The sequence below is a fragment of the Exiguobacterium sp. N5 genome (assembly GCF_025842465.1).
Classification (GTDB): Bacteria; Bacillota; Bacilli; order Exiguobacteriales; family Exiguobacteriaceae; genus Exiguobacterium; species Exiguobacterium profundum.
On sequence record NZ_JAPAEP010000001.1, the window covers coordinates 1,335,704 to 1,352,820 of the forward strand.

Below are 17,117 nucleotides of genomic sequence, written 5' to 3' on the forward strand. Positions count from 1 at the left end.
CTTACGCGTCCTCGTCTACTCCTTTTTCAAGCGCCTTCCACGCGAGCGTGGCACACTTGATTCGAGCCGGGAATTTCGATACGCCTGAGAGCGCCTCGATATCACCGAGGTCAAACGTATCCGTGTCGTACTCTTTGCCTTGAACCATTTCAGAGAAGATGTTGGCGAGTTGAAGCGCCTCTTCTACTGTTTTCCCTTTGACGATTTGGGTCATCATCGATGCCGAGGCAAGACTGATCGAGCAGCCCTCCCCTTCAAACTTTGCATCTTTGACGATGTTGTCTTCGACTTGTAGTTGAAGACGAAGCGAATCCCCACACGTCGGGTTGTTCAAGTCCACCGTCACGCCATCTTCGATGACGCCACGGTTTCTTGGGTTTTTATAGTGATCCATGATGACCTGGCGGTACAACATGTCGAGATTATTAAAACTCATAATTGAAATACTCCTTCGTTTGACGTAATCCCTCGATGAAGCGGTCGACTTCTTCTTTTGTGTTGTACAAATAGAAGCTCGCCCGTGCCGTCGATGATTGCTTCAAAAGACGCATGAGTGGTTGTGCACAGTGATGACCGGCACGAACCGCGATGCCTTGCATGTCGAGCACAGTCGCGAGGTCGTGCGCATGAACGTCCTTCAAGTTGAACGTGACGAGACCGACGCGATCTTCAGGACCGTAAATCTCGATCCCTTCAATCGTTTTCATCTGCTCGATTGCGTAAGACGCGAGTTCACGTTCGTGTGCTTCGACATTTTCAAGACCGATTTCTTCTAAAAAGTCGATGGCTGCCGCAAGTCCGACCGCTCCGGCGATAATCGGTGTTCCCGCTTCGAAACGGTACGGGATGTCTTTCCACGTCGATTCATATAAATCGACATAGTCGATCATCTCGCCACCGAACTCGACCGGCTCCATGTTTTTGAGGAGTTGCTTCTTCCCATATAAGACACCGATCCCAGTCGGTCCGAGCATCTTATGTCCAGAAAAGGCGAGGAAGTCACAGTCGAGTGCTTGGACGTCAAGTTTTCGGTGCGGTGCACTTTGCGCGGCATCGACGACCATGACGGCACCCAACTCATGCGCGAGTCGAGCGACTTCGGCAATCGGGTTAATCGTCCCGAGTACGTTCGAGACGTGACTCATCGCGACGATTTTCGTCCGGTCTGATAATACCACTTGAACCGCATCGAGTGTGACACGTCCGTCCGGCGTGAGCTCGACGTAACGAAGTGTCGCGCCTTTTCGCTTGGCGAGTTGTTGCCATGGGATTAAGTTCGCATGATGTTCCATCGGAGTGAGGACGATCTCGTCGCCTTCACCGACATTCGCATCTCCGTAGCTCGATGCGACCAAGTTGATGGCCGTCGTCGTTCCACGAGTGAAAATGATTTCTTCAGGAACCGCCGCATGGATGAATGAGCGGACGCGTTCGCGTGCCCCTTCATACGCATCCGTCGCTTGCGTCCCGAGCGTATGGACGCCACGATGCACGTTCGAATGGTTGCGACGATAATAGTCCTCGATCGCCTCGATGACAGCGAGCGGCTTTTGTGAGCTCGCCGCGCTATCAAGATAAACGAGCGGGTGTCCATTGATTTCCTGATCTAAAATCGGAAACTGTTCACGAATCGAGGCGTTCAACATCTTAACGTACTTTCCCTTCGATGACTTCGCGGAGACGGTCTTTGACCGAATCGATTGCGAGTTCTTCGACGACAGGCGTCAAGAATCCGTGGATGATTAAACGCTCTGCCTCTTGGCGAGACAAACCACGGCTCATCAAGTAGTACAATTGAACATCATCGACACGACCGACAGACGCTGCGTGACCTGCCATAACGTCATCTTCATCGATAAGAAGAATCGGGTTGGCATCACCACGTGCTTTTTCAGAGAGCATCAAAACGCGCTCTGTTTGTACACCGTTCGATTTTGACGCACCGTGGTGAATCATCGATGTCCCGCTGAAGATTGCAGTGGCTGCGTCTTTTTGGACACCGTGAATCAAGATGAACCCTTCAGATGCTTTCCCGAAGTGGTCGGTACGAATGTTGAAGTTTTGTTTCTGCGCACCGCGACCGATTGTCACAGCTTTTGTATCTGAGTACGTGTTGTCGCCGACGAGGTGAGTCTTCGTCTCGACGACTGAGTTCCCGTCGTTCATGTGACCGAGCGCCCAATCGAGGCGACCGTTCGCATAGACGACACCGCGACGATTCATGAACGTAAGTGCTGATTCAGCGAGCTGATCGACACCACCGAAGACGACTTTCGCGTTCTCTCCAGCGAATACTTCCGTCACGACGTTGACCGTGTGCGGTTCATTCGTGCCAGAAAGGAAGTTTTCGATGTATGTCACTTCACTACCTTCGTCAGCGACGAGGATCGTGTGGTGATAGAGGGCACCATTCGCCTGTTCCATCGTGAAGATGGCTTGAAGCGGATCTTTCAATTGCGTGTTTTTCGGTACGTAGATGAATGCACCACCGTTTGTGAGGGCAGCATTCAACGCCGAAAGACGTTCTTCATCGACACGTACGCCTTCAGTCATGAAGTATTTCTCAACGAGCTCAGGATGTTGCTCCATCGCTTCTTTGATTCCCATGAACAAAACGCCTTCAGGCATCGACAATTCGTTATAGACGACATGACCGTTGCGTTCAACGAGCACGTTTGTCCGGTGGTCTCCGAGGAGTGATTCGATGTCCGCTGTCAAGCCGTCTTTTTGTTCGAGCTCGACATCTCCCGCTGTGAAGTCCCACTTATCAATCTTAATTTTTTCAACTTTTGGCAAAGCAAGTGTCGGCGCAAGTTCTGCTGCCTCTTTACGACGGTTGACCATCCATGCTGGTCCGCCGAGCGCTTCTGCACGTGCCGACAACGCTTGTGCATCCAATTCAAATTGTACGGTCATCGTACAGCCTCCTTACGCTTCTGTGTCTACTGTCATTCCGAGTTCTTGCTTCACCCAGTCGTAACCTTCTGCCTCGAGTCGCTGTGCGAGCTCTTTACCACCAGACATGACGATTTTCCCGTCCATCATGATGTGTACGAAGTCTGGCTCAATATAGTTGAGGAGACGTTGGTAGTGCGTGATGATCAAGCAGCCGAACTCTTCTGAACGCATTTCATTTACGCCTTTGGCAACGACTTTAAGGGCATCGATATCAAGACCTGAGTCGATTTCATCCAAGATGGCGATGTTCGGTTGAATCATCATCATTTGAAGAATTTCGTTACGCTTCTTCTCACCGCCTGAGAATCCTTCGTTTAAATAACGGTGTGCCATTTCTGAAGGGATTTCGAGAAGCTCCATCTTCGCATCGAGTTCACGGATGAACTTCATGAGCGAGATTTCTTGACCTTCTTCACGACGTGAGTTGATTGCCGAACGCAAGAAGTCCGCGTTTGTGACACCACTGATTTCAGCCGGGTACTGCATCGCAAGGAACATCCCTGCTTGTGCGCGCTCGTCGACTTCCATCTCGAGGACATCTTCGCCGTTTAATTCGACGCTTCCCCCAGTGACCTCATAAAGTGGATGACCCATGAGTGCTGATGCGAGTGTTGATTTACCAGTCCCGTTAGGACCCATGATGGCATGAATTTCGCCACCTTTAATTTCTAGGTTAAGACCTTTGACAATCTCTTTTCCTTCGATTGAGACGCGGAGGTCATCAATTTTCATTTGTGGTACGTTAGACATTCGGATACCCCTTCCGTATTTTCTCGCCATAGTGAATGGCGTAGATTAGATATATTCTAATCTTAGACTAGTCATTTTTTTATTTCAAGCGACTCACCTTAGAATTCATTCTCAATAGAATGATAAAAGTTGAGAATGCTAATAGTAGGAAATCAAGACATTATCCGGCATTTTCTTCGACGAGTGCGAGGACTGCTTTCCGCTCTCGTACGGCAGCCGCGAAGAAGAAGGCACCACACCCCGTCAAGAGTGCCAAACTTCCGAATACAGGAAGCGACGACTGACCGAATGTATCGAGTAACACGCCACCGATAATCGGTCCGACCGTCTGACCGAGTGATGTCAATCCCATTGCCCCGAAATACGTCCCTCTTAAATGTTCCGGCGCGAGTTCATCCGTCAAGACGTCCGTCATGGTGAACATCAACACCTCTCCGACGGTAAAGATGGCCATCGCGACAAATAGTACCCACTCTACCGTCGCAAATCCAATAAGCAAAAGTCCGAATGACAAGGTCGAAATCCCGAAAAAGAGTGACTTGATCGGAGAGACACGAATCCCGAAACGCATAATCGGATATTGGACGATGAGAACCGTGATGGCGTTCGTCGTTAATAAGTAGGCGAATAATCTCGAGCCTTCTTCTAATCCATCGCGTAGCGCGATGAATTGCGGGAGCGTCGAATTGAACTGGCTATAACCGATAATCGCGAAGATCATCCCGATGATGACCGCCCGAAACGTTCGGTCATCTCTCAGGACACGAAACGTCTCCGTCAAGCGCGGGCGTGCCTTGATTCCGTCCCCTTCTTCAAACGGATATTTGTAAAACAAGATAGATATAATGATCCCGTATAATATGTAGACAGCCGTCACGACGAAGAATGCAGTCTTCACACCAGTGAGTGACAAGACGACCGCCAAGAGTGGTCCGATGGCCGCGGCGATATTAATCATGAAGTAACGGACATTATAGACGATGACTCGCTGATCTGCCTGCGTCGTATCACTGATGAGTGCACGCGAAGCCGGTTCTAGGAATGATCGCGACATCCCCATCAACATCGATAGCATGTAAAACCAAAACAGTTCCGTCGCAAGTGCGAGACCAGCGAACGTGACGGCATTCAGCACGATCCCGATCAACATGAGCTGTTTTCGTCCATACCGATCAGAGAGTGTCCCCCCAAAGAAGCTCATGAACAGACCTGAAAGTGCCGTCACGGCAAAGATCGTTCCGATCACACTCGCTGAAAAGCCGAGCGTAGCCAGATAGATCGCAAAAAATGGCATGACAAAAAACGTCGCCAGTCGTGCAAAAAACGTCCCGAACAGGACGCCCCACGTCAGTGGATGAATCTGTCTGAGCTTCATCCAAATCCCCCCTTTTCTTTCATATATGTAGTGTACTTCTCTTTATGAAAGAACACTAGACAAAAAAAGACCCAGGAGGAAGTCTCCTGAGTCGAAATGACTTATTGTTTGACCGGTACGACCGCACCTTTGTATTCGTCCAAGATCCACTGTTGTGTCTCTTCAGACGTCAATACTTCGAGGAGTGCCTTGACGCGCTCGTCTTCTTCGTCCCCTTCACGCGTGACGATCAAGTTGACGTATGGTGAATCTTCCCCTTCGAGTGCAATCGCATCTTCGAGTGGGTTGAGACCTGCATCGATCGCATAGTTCGTGTTGATGAGGACCGCATCACCTTCTCCATTGTTGTAAGCCGTTGGAAGAAGTGCTGCTTCCACGTCCGTCTTGAATTTCAAGTCTTTCGGGTTGTCGACGATGTCAGCGACTGTCGCATCGACCGTTTTGCCTTCCGCAAGCGTGATGAGACCTTCTGACTGGAGCATCGTAAGGATTCGTCCGTGGTCAGCGACCGATGAGCTCATGATGATTTCCGCTCCTTCAGGAAGCTCGTCAAGCGATTTGTATTTTTGTGAGTAGACACCGATCGGCTCGATGTGCACGCCACCTGCTGATGCGAATTTGTAGTCTTTGTTCTCAGCCATTTGTGACTCGAGGTATGGCTCGTGTTGGAAGTAGTTCGCATCGAGCTCCCCGCTCGCGAGCGTCTTGTTCGGAAGCACGTAGTCTTGGAACTTCTTGATTTCGAGTTTGTAACCTTTTGCTTCATATTCTTCTTGTACGTGCTCTAAAATCTCAGCGTGCGGTACGTTTGACGCACCAACGATCAATGTTTTTTCATCGCCAGAACCTGTTTCTGCCTCTTCCCCGCCGCAAGCCGCGAGAACCGTGAATGCTGATAATGCCGTCAATCCGAGTACTGTTTTCCAAGTTTTCATAATGAATCCCTCCAAATGGTATATGTGTGATTATGCTGAACGTTTATCTATCTTTGTGACGAGTCGGTCACCGATGAATTGGATGACGAACACGATGATCAAGATGAGCACCGTCGCCACGAACGTGACGTCGTTTTGTGAGCGTTGGAATCCTTCCAAGAAGGCTAAGTTCCCGAGTCCGCCACCCCCAACGACCCCCGCCATCGCCGTGTAACCGACGATTGCTACGATGGTCACCGTGAGTCCCGATACGATTGCCGGAAGAGCTTCTGGAATCAAGACTTTGTAGATGATTTGCCATTTTGTCGCTCCCATCGATTCGGCCGCTTCAATGACCCCACGGTCGACTTCACGAAGCGCAAGTTCGACCATCCGAGCATAGAACGGTGCCGCTCCGATGATGAGTGCCGGAAGCGCCGCCGTCGAACCGAGCATCGTACCGAGTAGGAACAACGTGAACGGGATGAGTAAGATAATTAAGATGATGAACGGGATCGAACGAAACACGTTGACGATCGCGCTGACGAAGACGTAAATCGGACGATTCTTCAATAAAAGCGATTCGTTTGTAATATAGAGAATCAAACCTAAAGCCAGTCCGATCACAAACGTCGCCACACCTGCGACGAGCGTCATGTATAACGTCTCCCAAGTCTGCTCCATCATAATTTGCCAATCTACGTTAGGAAACATCGCTTTCCACCTCCACTTCTACGGATTGCGAACGAATCGACGCGATGGCACGATCGATTTCACTTGCTTCCCCAATCAGTTGGATGAATAGCGTACCGAGCGCACCGACTTGTGACTGGGTCACGTTCCCGCCGATGATGTTGAATCCGATGTCATGCGTCTTGAGGACGTCAGACAAAATCGGTTGTTCTGCCGTCTCGTTCAAGAATTTCAATTTGACGATTTGACCGCTCGGATACCGTTCTTTAAGGTGTTCGAACGTGAGCGATAGATCGTCGACCGCCCCGATTTGCTTGACGAATTCTTTCGTGATCGGTTGCTCCGGATGTTGGAACACGTCCGAGACTTGACCGGTCTCAACGATTTTTCCGGCCTCCATCACGGCGACACGGTGACAAATCTTTTGGATGACATGCATCTCATGCGTGATGAGGACGATCGTCAATCCGAGCTTCTTATTGATGCTGACGAGCAGTTCGAGAATCGAATCCGTCGTCTTCGGGTCGAGCGCGCTTGTCGCTTCGTCACAGAGGAGAACCTCAGGATTTGTAGCGAGCGCGCGGGCGATCCCGACTCGCTGTTTTTGACCGCCCGACAGTTGCGATGGATAGCTGTCCTCACGACCAGCCAAACCTACGAGCTCGACGAGTTCTTGGACGCGTCGTTTCCGCTCACTTGCCGGTACCCCGATCAGTTCGAGTGGGAAGCTGATGTTTTCTGCGACCGTGCGCGACCACAAAAGATTAAAGTGCTGGAAGACCATCGAGACGTTCTTGCGAACCCCTCGTAGTTCTTTCGGGCTGAGCTTCGTGAGCTCATTCCCGGCGACCTCGATTTCACCGCTTGACGGTGACTCGAGACGGTTGAGTAATCGGATGAGCGTCGATTTCCCCGCTCCCGAATATCCGATTATTCCAAAAATTTCACCGCGATCAATTGTTAATGACACATCATCGACCGCGTGGACACGACCATTCTTCGTATCGAACCATTTGGCGACGTTTCGTAATTGAATCAATACCTTTCCCTCCTGACAACAAAAAAAGCGCGCACGTTTGAGCAAACGTGCGCACTTTATCGTACGGACAACGATTGCTCTCATCTGTCAAGGTTTCTCACCTTGCTGGAATTAGCACCATTTCGGATTGCTCCGCGGTTGCTGGGCGTCATAGGGCCAGTCCCTCAGCCTCTCTTGATAAGAGTGTTGTGTATTCGATTAGCTTTATCATAGCGACAGCTTTTTCTGCTGTCAAATCCTTTTTTCAAAAAAATTAAAAAAAGGTGCCGTCCGAGGACGACACAGAACGTAGCACCTTGAGTCACGGAAGGACAGCCCATAGATGAAAATCTTTTGCCCGTTCAAGATTTACATCCTTACATGGGGGAGATTCACCAATCATCACTCGATCTTGGCTTGGACCGTGCAATTATACGGAACGTCTTTCTTCGCTTGATTTTTTTGGGGGACAATCGAAGGGAAGACTGACGTGTATTCGTATAAAGGTAGCAGCGGCTTCGCCAAAACGTCTTGATATCGGGAATATCGCGTCCTATTTTGTGTTCAAGTAAGATGTTGTAATGAATATACCATTCGTGAACTTTCTGTGTCAACTGATTATTTAAAATTTTCAGATTATTCTAATGTTCCTCTCTCATTTCATGAAAGAGAGGACATGTTGCACATTCTGAAACGCGTACAATCGATCTTGAACCTCGCCATTTTCAAGCTTCAACAAGGCGGGTACGCTCATCACTTGGTAGGCTTCTAGCTCTTTTGGGATATAGTTCGCATCTCGCTTTTCGATTTTAATTTCAGGGTCGACCGCTTCGACGACCGTCAACATTTTTTCCGCCACAGCGCATGTACCACACATCGGGGCGTATATATATAAGAATCCGTCTGTAATCATTCTTCTCACCTCTCTTGTCATTATAAGGGGCGATGGATTCTCATTCAAAAATCGTGCTTTGATGAAATTTCAGAATTTTTCAATGATTCTCTTGACTCTTTCTGTAGAGAGGAATAATATGGGTTCTAACTTTATCGCTTTTGTACATAACAGCAAAGAAGAAGGACAGGTGAATGAATGATGACGGAACAAGCAACAGGTACGATGAAACAGTTCACGATGAACGTCTTAAACGGTCTCAGCATGGCAATTCTGATCGCCCTCATCCCGAGCGCTTTGCTCGGTGAATTAACGAAAGCCATACTTCCGTATTTTCCGTCTCTTCAATTCATATTGGATGCGACGACAATTGCGATGCGGCTTCTGCCAGCCATTATCGGGCTAGCGGTCGCCATGCAGTTCGGACGATCGATTCTCGAAACCGGGACCATCGCGATTGCGACGTATGTCGGTAGCGGTGCCGTCCGAATCGACGAAGGGGCTTTTGTGATGGCCGGCATCGGGGACGTGATCACAGCTGGTGTTACCGCTGCAATCGCTACACTTCTTGTCATGAAACTCGCTCCCCACTTGAAAACGTATACGGTCATTGTTATGCCGATGACCATCATTGTCGTCGCAGGAGGCATCGGTACTTTCCTACTGACGTACATCTCCCAGATCACGACGTATATCGGTCTACTCATCATGACAATGACTGACCTGCAACCGGTCCTCATGGGAATTCTGATCGCCATGGCGTTCTCACTCATTATCGTCTCGCCGATCTCGACTGTCGGGATTGCGACAGCCATCAGCTTGTCCGGTGTCGCGGCTGGTGCGGCGAACCTCGGGGTCGTCGCTGCCGGATTCGGTCTCGCGATCGCCGGATGGCAGGCAAACGCGACCGGCACATCGATTGCCCATTTCCTCGGCTCTCCGAAGATTCAGATGGCGAACTTTGTCCGACGCCCCATCATGATGCTTCCCATTTTGGCAAATGCGGCGATTCTCGGTGCGCTCGCAGGGATTCTAAAAATTGAAGGAACACCAATCAGCGCCGGGTTCGGTGTGTCAGGTCTCATCGGTCCGGTGAACGCCCTTCACCTCATGCCGGGTGGATTCGCTCTCTTCAACGTCCTGCTCGTCATCGTCTTGTTCGGACTGATTCCGGTCGCACTCGGAATCTTCTTCTACCGTGTGTTTGAACGGACGACTCTCGTCGAATCCGATCATTACCGACTCGATTTCGAGTAAACAAAAAGCCGGCTTCTCCAATGGAGAAGCCGGCTTTGATTATCCTTGAATCATCGCTTCGTATTCTTCTGCAGACATGAGTTTGTCGAGGTCTGACTCTTCCGTCAACTCGACTTCGATCATCCATGCGTTTTCAAACGGTGACTCGTTGACGAGTTCTGGAGAATCCGCGAGGTCCTCGTTCACTGCCGTGATGCGACCAGATACCGGTGCATACAACTCAGAGACCGTCTTCACTGATTCGACTGAGCCGAATGGCTCGTCGAGCAAAATCGTACCATCGACTTCTGGGAGTTCGACAAACACGATGTCCCCTAGTTCGCTTTGTGCGAAATCCGTAATGCCGATGCGGGCTTTCGTTCCATTTACTTCTACCCACTCATGTTCTTTTGAATAACGTAAATTTGCTGGTACTTTGCTCATCCTAACTTCCCCCTCAAATAAATTAGACTCACATCTGTATTATAGCACTTAGCCCCAAACGTCCGTAAAGGACTTTTCTGAAAATCCGACGGTCGTTTTTTCACCATTTGTGACGATTGGTCGCTTCAAAAGCATACCATTGCTCGCCAATAGCTCGAGTTGTTCGTCTTCTGATAGATTCGGTAGCTTGTCTTTGATGCCTTCGTTCCGATAGACTTGCCCGCTCGTGTTAAAGAACTTTTTGAGTGGTAGACCTGATTGTTTCCACAGTTCGGCGAGTTCCTCTTTCGTCGGCGTCGATTCGACGATATGGATGTATGTATACTCGATGCCTTGTTCCTTCAACCATTTTTCTGCCTTTTTACATGTACTGCATGGTGGATAGCCGTATAGTGTCACCATCTGTTCATCACCTCTTTCCTCAATGTAGCACACCTAGAGAATTTAAATCACGTCTCAAGCAACCGTTCAATCTCTCGCTTCATCGTTGGGTTGACCACATAGCGTTCTTCGATAAAACGTAAGATAGTCGAGGCTGCGACGCCTGACTTGCCATATCCTAATACCCCGCCCAACAGGAAAGAAATCATCTTGGGCTGTCTCGACTCGACCCGGCGTGTCGGATTGAACGGGTCCCCTTGTTCACCGATTGCCTTCAAGACGTTCTGAACAGCTGCGACCTGGACGAGCTCGAATCCGGCGAGCGTTTCGCCACGACGTTCACGTAGCAAGCCGACGTATAGGTTCGTCAACGCCTCTTCATAATAATAAGCCGCTGTTTCACGGGTGATTTCGAGGCGTGGTGTCGCAAATACCTCGAGCGCCTTGTCCCGTCGCCAGACGACACGTCCTGGCGTATAGGCGATGGTCGCCATTTCATGCAGTTCAAAGACGGCGAACTCACCATAAATGCCATCATGGTACATGATCTTATGCCCGTCCTTCGTGTTTTGGAACTGATAATGAAGCGGTTCGATCTCGAGCCAGTCAAGTCGATCGATAAAGCGCGCCTTCTGCCCATCCTCGACAATCAAAAAGAAATCGAGGTCCGAATACTCATCCAACCGCTCCGTCTCTTGTCCAATCGACCCCAATGCGAGCAGCATGAGCGTCCCGTCCCGTTCGGCTACGGACCGTCCAATGCGTTCCATCCGGTCGAGTAATACATCTCGTTTTGTCATCATCTCTCCCCCTCGTCTCTATTGTACGTGGCAGAGCTCAAAAAAAGAAAGGATCGACCGCGTCCGGTCCACCCTTTCTGTCAATTTGATTAGACGATAAACTTGTTCGCTTTGATGAGGCTCGCTGCGACTTCGCGCTTCGTGCCGATCACGTTGATTGGCTGGTAGCGGCTGAATTTCTTCATTGCCGAGAGAAGCATACGTTGCTCGTCGCCAGACGCCGCTGCGTATAACACTTCTTTCGCCATGAGTTCGACTTGCTTGAACACTTGCTCCGCAAAGATTTCAGTGTAGCGGACTTTGAGCGTATTCTTCTCTTCGCCTGAACGGGCAATCGCTTTGTCTGTACGAGCGATGGCTGCTTCAAGCGCATAGATGGCACTGATCATGTCTGCAATCTTCGCCAAGATTTCTTGTTCGTTTTGAAGGTCTTGTTGATACTTCTGTACAGCTGTACCCGCGACCATCAAGTTGATTTTCTTCATGTTCGAAAGGAGCATCTTCTCGCGAGCGAGTGGTGACCCATCCAATTCTTGTGGCATGTAGCTCATGAGCTCTTTTTGAAGTTTTTGCGCTTCTGCGAGGAGCGGTAATTCACCTTTCATCGCTTTCTTGAGGAGCGTACCTGGGACGATCAAACGGTTGATCTCGTTCGTCCCTTCGAAGATACGGTTGATCCGTGAGTCACGGTAGAGGTTCTCGACTTCATACTCTGCCATGAATCCGTATCCACCATGAATTTGAACGGCTTCATCGACGACATAGTCGAACGTCTCAGAAGCGAAGACTTTGTTGAGTGAGCATTCGATCGCGTATTCTGCGATCGCTTGTGCGACTTTCGATCCGTCGCGCATGTTCTCATCACCGAGTGCATCCAAGCTATCCTGGAACAAACCACCTGTACGATAGACTGAACTTTCCATCGCATAGATGTTCGCTGCCATCGTCGCCAATTTCTCTTGGATGAGTGGGAATTGGCTGATCGGTGTCTTGAACTGTTTACGCTCGTTCGCATATTGAACCGAGAGGTCGAATGCACGTTTTGAAGAACCGACTGCTCCGACTGCGAGTTTGTAACGACCGACGTTCAAGATGTTGAAGGCGATGACGTGACCTTTTCCAACTTCACCGAGAAGGTTGTCGACTGGTACTTCGACATCTTCAAGGATGAGCGTACGTGTCGACGATCCCTTGATCCCCATCTTCTGCTCTTCTGCGCCCGTTGAGACTCCTTTAAAGTCACGCTCGACGATGAAGGCACTGAACTTGTCGCCATCGATTTTCGCATAGACGACGAACACGTTCGCGAAGCCGGCGTTTGTGATCCATTGTTTCTCGCCGTTCAAGACGTAGTGCGTGCCCGCCTCATTCAAGACAGCTGTCGTTTTCGCACCGAGGGCGTCAGACCCTGAGCCTGGCTCAGTGAGCGCGTAAGCCGCGATCCATTCGCCTGTCGCGAGTTTTGGCAAGTACTTGTGCTTTTGCTCTTCTGATCCGAAGAAGACGATCGGGAGCGTCCCGATCCCCACGTGTGCGCCGTAGCTGAGTGCGAACGAACGTGCTTTCGCGAAGCGCTCCGTGATGATTGAAGATGAGATTTTATCGAGTTGGTAACCGCCGTACTCTTCAGGAACGTCTGCTCCGAGAAGACCGAGCTCGCCCGCTTCTTTCAACAATTCGACAGAGAGGTCGAACTCGTGTTTCTCGATGCGCTCGAGGACTGGCATGACGCGGTCATCGACAAATCCAGCCGTCGTGTCACCAATCATCTTATGCTCATCTGAGAAATCCTCTGGTGTGAAGAGACGCTCTGCGTCGAGTGCGTCAATGACAAAGCTACCGCCTTTAATCAATTCATGTTCTGTACGTTCCATATCCGATTCCCCCTTATAGTAATTCGAAGACACCAGCCGCGCCCATTCCGCCGCCGATACACATCGTGACAACCCCATACTTCTCATTGCGTCGTTTCATCTCATGCAAGATCGAGACTGAAAGTTTTGCTCCCGTACATCCAAGTGGGTGACCGAGGGCGATAGCGCCGCCGTTCACGTTCACTTTCGATGGATCGATTCCGAGTTCACGGATGACACCGAGTGACTGGCTCGCGAACGCTTCATTCAACTCGAACAATCCGACTTCTTCTAATTTCACGCCAGCCATCTCGAGTGCTTTCGGAATGGCGACGACTGGACCGATTCCCATCACTTCTGGACGGACACCGCCGACCGCGAACGAGAGAAACTTGGCCATCGGTTGCAATCCTTGGCGTTCTGCTTCTTCACGGTCCATGACGAGGACAGCTGCTGCTCCGTCTGATACTTGTGAAGCGTTACCTGCTGTGACCGACCCTTTGATTTTGAAGGCCGGGCGGAGTTTCCCGAGTGCTTCAATCGTCGAATCGGCACGGACACCTTCGTCATGCTTCACGACTTTCTCCACTTCCGCGACTTTACCGTCTTCACCGAGTACGTGCTCGATGACCGTCACAGGAACGATTTCTTCTTGGAACTTGCCACCTGCGATAGCCGCTGCCGCCTTTTGGTGACTGTTGATGGCGAACGCATCTTGGTCTTCACGCGAGATGTTATATTCGGCTGCAACACGTTCTGCCGTATGCCCCATGCTCATGTAGTACTCTGGTGCCGTCTCCATGATGTGTGGGTTTGGACGGATGACGTGACCACCCATCGGCACTTGGCTCATCGATTCCATACCGCCAGCGATGATTGCCGTCGCTTGACCGATCATGATTTTGGCCGCCGCGTCCGCGATGGCTTGAAGGCCTGACGAGCAGTAGCGGTTGATGGTGATCGCTGGAACTTCGTGCGACAGTCCCCCCCGGACCGCCGCATAGCGAGCGATGTTCATCCCTTGCTCCGCTTCTGGCATCGCACAACCCATGATGACGTCATCAATCGGGCCTTTATATCCTGAACGCTCAAGCGTTGCCTTGATGGCATATCCCGCGAGCTCGTCCGAACGAACGTTACGGAACGATCCGCGTTTTGCTTTTCCGACCGGCGTCCGTGCGCCGGCTACGATGACTGCTTCCCTCATCTGTATTGTCCCCCTTTATCAGTTCCGTAGTGGTTTGCCTTTCACGAGCATGTGTTGCATCCGTTGTTGTGACTTCGGCTCCCCGATGAGGCTTAAGAAAGCTTCGCGCTCGATGTCAAGGAAGTACTGCTCATCGACGAGCGTACCGTATGCCAAGTCGCCACCACTGATGACGTGTGCGAGTTTCTTCGCAATCTTCAAATCGTGCTCTGAAATATAACCACCGTAGAACATTTCGTACGCCGCGAGTTCGAGCGTCGCTTTACCTGTTTGACCGACGACCGGTAACTTCTCACGAACCGGTGCCGTGTACCCGTCAGCCAGTTCAAGGACCGTTTGTTTCGCATCGAACGTCAAGTGGTCGCGGTTCATCGAGATGCCGTCGACCGCACGATGGTAACCGAGTGCTTTCGCATCAAATGCCGACTTCGATACTTTCGCCATCGCGATGTTCTCGAACGTCTGTTGCGCAGCCTTCTCGATGTTTTGCATCGATTTTGGTGTCTGCTCAAGGAGTCGACGGTACGTGTTGACGTTTCCGCCCCCACCAGGGATGAGGCCGACACCGACTTCGACAAGACCCATGTATGTCTCAAGTGCGGCTTGCATACGGGCTGCCGGTAAGCTGATTTCCGTTCCACCACCGAGCGTCATACCGTACGGTGCAGCAACGACCGGACGACTTGAATAACGAATCTTTTGAACGACTTGTTGGAACTTGTTGATGATCCAATCGAGTTCGAACCAGTTCTCGTCTTCGGCTTCCATAAGCATCATCGCAAGGTTCGCACCGACACAGAAGTTCTTGCCGTCGTTGGCAAGGACCATTCCTTTGAAGTCTTGCTCGACACGATCGATCGACTGTTCGATCATCTGCATGATGTCGACACCGATCGCGTTGTTTGGTGATGTGAATTCGAGTGCGACCACGTCATCACCGATATCGACGAGGCGTGCGCCACCATTTTCTAAAATGATGCCGTTTGATTTTGCGAGCGGCTTGAGTTTCAATTCTTTCGGGTTGACGGTCTTCTCGACATACGTCTTCGACGCTTTATCGTAATACTGGTCTCCCTTGTAGAATGACGTATTGCCTGCAGCAAGCATCTCATCGATCCATGCCGGGACGTCATAGCCTTCCACTTTCATACGCTCGACTGATTTCTCAACACCGAGGGCATCCCACATCTCGAACGGTCCAAACTTCCAACCGAAGCCCCACTTCATCGCATCGTCAATCGCAACGATCGTATCGGCGATTTCACCAGTGAGACGTGCCGAGTAAGCGAGCGTCTTCGCCGTGATTGGCCAGAGCAATTGGCCGACGCGACCTTTGTTCAAGATGGCACCTTTCAATTTTGCTTTCGAGCCAGGAAGTGACTTAATTTGATCGAGCTCAGGACCTGTAATCGCTTTCAATTGTTCGTATTCGAACGTCTGAAGATTCAACTCCTGGATGACCTTGCCTTCTTTCTTATAGAAGCCTTGACCAGCCTTTTGTCCGATCCAACCTTTTTCAACGAGTTGCTTCATTTCTTTCGGAACGTCGAACGTGTCCTTCTCTTCCCCTGATTCGAGTGTCTCGTAGACGTTCCCCGCCACGTGGACGAATGTGTCGATTCCGACGACGTCGAGTGTGCGGAATGTCGCTGATTTTGGACGACCGATGAGTGGACCTGTGATCGAGTCCATCTCTCCGATTGAAGCGTTTTGCTTGAGCATCTCTTCAAACGTGACGAGAAGACCATACGTCCCAATCCGGTTCCCGATGAAGTTCGGTGTGTCTTTTGCTTCGACGACACCTTTGCCGAGACGATCTTCAGCGAAACGTGACATGAAGTCGATGACCGGACGGGCTGTTTTCTCCGTCGGAATGAGTTCGAGCAACTTCAAGTAACGCGGTGGGTTGAAGAAGTGCGTGCCGAGGAAGCGTGATTTCAATCCTTCCGGAAGGGCACTTGCCATCGCTTCGATTGAGATCCCTGACGTGTTCGAGCTGAGAATCGCGTCTTCACGGATGTAAGGTGCAATCTTCTCGAAGAGTTGTTGCTTCACGTCGAGACGTTCGACGACGACTTCGATGACCCAATCCGCTTCTTTCAAACGCTCTAAGTCATCTTCTAAGTTCCCGACTTCGATGAAGTTGAGATGTTCCGCTGTCGCGAGTGGTGCTGGATTTTGTTTCAATAGCTTTTGACGGTTTTCTGAGGCGATGCGATTGCGTACTTCCGGCGACTCGAGCGTCAACCCTTTCGCTTCCTCTTTGGCTGTCAATTCACGTGGTACGATGTCGAGCATGAGCGAACGAATCCCCGCGTTCGCCAAGTGAGCCGCAATCCCCGCCCCCATTACTCCTGAACCGATGACGACCGCAAAACGAATTGAGTTCGTCAAACGGAGGTCGGTTGATTGTTCGATGTGACTCGTCATAGTGTTCCCCCCTAAAATGAGAATGAATAGTGATTCATTTCACGCGTAAAAAAAATCGCAATCACCATCGTGTTTACTCTTCTATCATAAATGAATGAACATTCATTCGCAAGCGTTCATTTTTCAATTTCATTCCATTTTTTGAATGAACGATTAGTTTTTAATG

The 17,117-nt window shown here is 50.4% G+C and carries 16 protein-coding genes and 1 riboswitch; of the genes, 1 reads left to right on the forward strand and 15 read right to left on the reverse strand.

The window, feature by feature from the left end; all coding sequences use genetic code 11:
• Position 1: 1 nt before the first annotated feature.
• The 9 genes from sufU to OKS35_RS07025 all read right to left on the reverse strand — a co-directional run bounded on the left by sufU (position 2) and on the right by OKS35_RS07025 (position 8,621).
• A complete protein-coding gene (gene sufU, locus OKS35_RS06985) occupies positions 2 to 436 on the reverse strand; it encodes a Fe-S cluster assembly sulfur transfer protein SufU (RefSeq protein ID WP_012726851.1) in 435 nt (144 codons plus the stop codon).
• Entirely contained in the window at positions 426 to 1,646 is a 1,221-nt protein-coding gene (locus OKS35_RS06990; protein WP_264092743.1) for a cysteine desulfurase, read from the reverse strand. Before OKS35_RS06990 ends, sufU begins: the two co-directional genes overlap by 11 nt.
• 1 nt (position 1,647) lies before the next feature.
• Positions 1,648 to 2,916 carry a Fe-S cluster assembly protein SufD gene (gene sufD, locus OKS35_RS06995; RefSeq protein WP_074036358.1) on the reverse strand — a complete coding sequence of 423 codons (1,269 nt, stop codon included), beginning with the start codon at positions 2,914 to 2,916 and terminating at the stop codon, positions 1,648 to 1,650.
• A 12-nt stretch (positions 2,917 to 2,928) separates the two neighbouring features.
• Positions 2,929 to 3,690, reverse strand: a complete 762-nt coding sequence (sufC, locus tag OKS35_RS07000; protein ID WP_143180266.1) for a Fe-S cluster assembly ATPase SufC — start codon at positions 3,688 to 3,690, stop codon at positions 2,929 to 2,931.
• 178 nt (positions 3,691 to 3,868) lie between these two features.
• Positions 3,869 to 5,083, reverse strand: a complete 1,215-nt coding sequence (locus tag OKS35_RS07005; protein ID WP_196430965.1) for an MDR family MFS transporter — start codon at positions 5,081 to 5,083, stop codon at positions 3,869 to 3,871.
• Positions 5,084 to 5,184: 101 nt separating this feature from the next.
• Positions 5,185 to 6,018, reverse strand: a complete 834-nt coding sequence (locus OKS35_RS07010) for a MetQ/NlpA family ABC transporter substrate-binding protein (protein ID WP_159562602.1) — start codon at positions 6,016 to 6,018, stop codon at positions 5,185 to 5,187.
• Between the two features lie 30 nt (positions 6,019 to 6,048).
• Positions 6,049 to 6,711, reverse strand: coding sequence for a methionine ABC transporter permease (locus tag OKS35_RS07015; RefSeq protein ID WP_012726857.1), 663 nt, complete (start codon positions 6,709 to 6,711; stop codon positions 6,049 to 6,051).
• Positions 6,701 to 7,729, reverse strand: a complete 1,029-nt coding sequence (locus OKS35_RS07020) for a methionine ABC transporter ATP-binding protein (RefSeq protein ID WP_264092744.1) — start codon at positions 7,727 to 7,729, stop codon at positions 6,701 to 6,703. Before OKS35_RS07020 ends, OKS35_RS07015 begins: the two co-directional genes overlap by 11 nt.
• Positions 7,730 to 7,806: 77 nt before the next feature.
• Positions 7,807 to 7,913, reverse strand: a riboswitch (SAM riboswitch).
• Between the two features lie 450 nt (positions 7,914 to 8,363).
• On the reverse strand, positions 8,364 to 8,621 hold the full coding sequence (locus OKS35_RS07025) for a thioredoxin family protein (protein WP_084543056.1): 258 nt from the start codon (positions 8,619 to 8,621) through the stop codon (positions 8,364 to 8,366).
• Positions 8,622 to 8,801: 180 nt separating this feature from the next.
• Between OKS35_RS07025 and OKS35_RS07030 the strand changes: the two genes are divergently transcribed.
• Positions 8,802 to 9,857, forward strand: a complete 1,056-nt coding sequence (locus tag OKS35_RS07030) for a PTS transporter subunit IIC (RefSeq protein WP_074036348.1) — start codon at positions 8,802 to 8,804, stop codon at positions 9,855 to 9,857.
• Between the two features lie 39 nt (positions 9,858 to 9,896).
• On the opposite strand, the gene gcvH is transcribed toward OKS35_RS07030, so the two are convergent.
• From gcvH to OKS35_RS07060, 6 genes are all read right to left on the reverse strand, one after another.
• Positions 9,897 to 10,280: a glycine cleavage system protein GcvH gene (gene gcvH, locus OKS35_RS07035; RefSeq protein WP_012726861.1), complete on the reverse strand. Its 384-nt coding sequence runs from the start codon at positions 10,278 to 10,280 to the stop codon at positions 9,897 to 9,899.
• Between the two features lie 48 nt (positions 10,281 to 10,328).
• A complete protein-coding gene (locus OKS35_RS07040; protein ID WP_159562604.1) occupies positions 10,329 to 10,682 on the reverse strand; it encodes an arsenate reductase family protein in 354 nt (117 codons plus the stop codon).
• 47 nt (positions 10,683 to 10,729) lie between these two features.
• Positions 10,730 to 11,461 carry a hypothetical protein gene (locus tag OKS35_RS07045; RefSeq protein ID WP_264092745.1) on the reverse strand — a complete coding sequence of 244 codons (732 nt, stop codon included), beginning with the start codon at positions 11,459 to 11,461 and terminating at the stop codon, positions 10,730 to 10,732.
• A gap of 89 nt (positions 11,462 to 11,550) precedes the next feature.
• Positions 11,551 to 13,335, reverse strand: a complete 1,785-nt coding sequence (locus tag OKS35_RS07050; RefSeq protein ID WP_159562606.1) for an acyl-CoA dehydrogenase family protein — start codon at positions 13,333 to 13,335, stop codon at positions 11,551 to 11,553.
• Between the two features lie 13 nt (positions 13,336 to 13,348).
• The gene (locus OKS35_RS07055) at positions 13,349 to 14,521 is read right to left on the reverse strand and encodes an acetyl-CoA C-acetyltransferase (protein WP_012726865.1); all 1,173 of its coding nucleotides are present in this window, start codon (positions 14,519 to 14,521) and stop codon (positions 13,349 to 13,351) included.
• A gap of 18 nt (positions 14,522 to 14,539) precedes the next feature.
• On the reverse strand, positions 14,540 to 16,951 hold the full coding sequence (locus OKS35_RS07060) for a 3-hydroxyacyl-CoA dehydrogenase/enoyl-CoA hydratase family protein (RefSeq protein WP_159562607.1): 2,412 nt from the start codon (positions 16,949 to 16,951) through the stop codon (positions 14,540 to 14,542).
• Between the last annotated feature and the right edge of the window lie 166 nt (positions 16,952 to 17,117).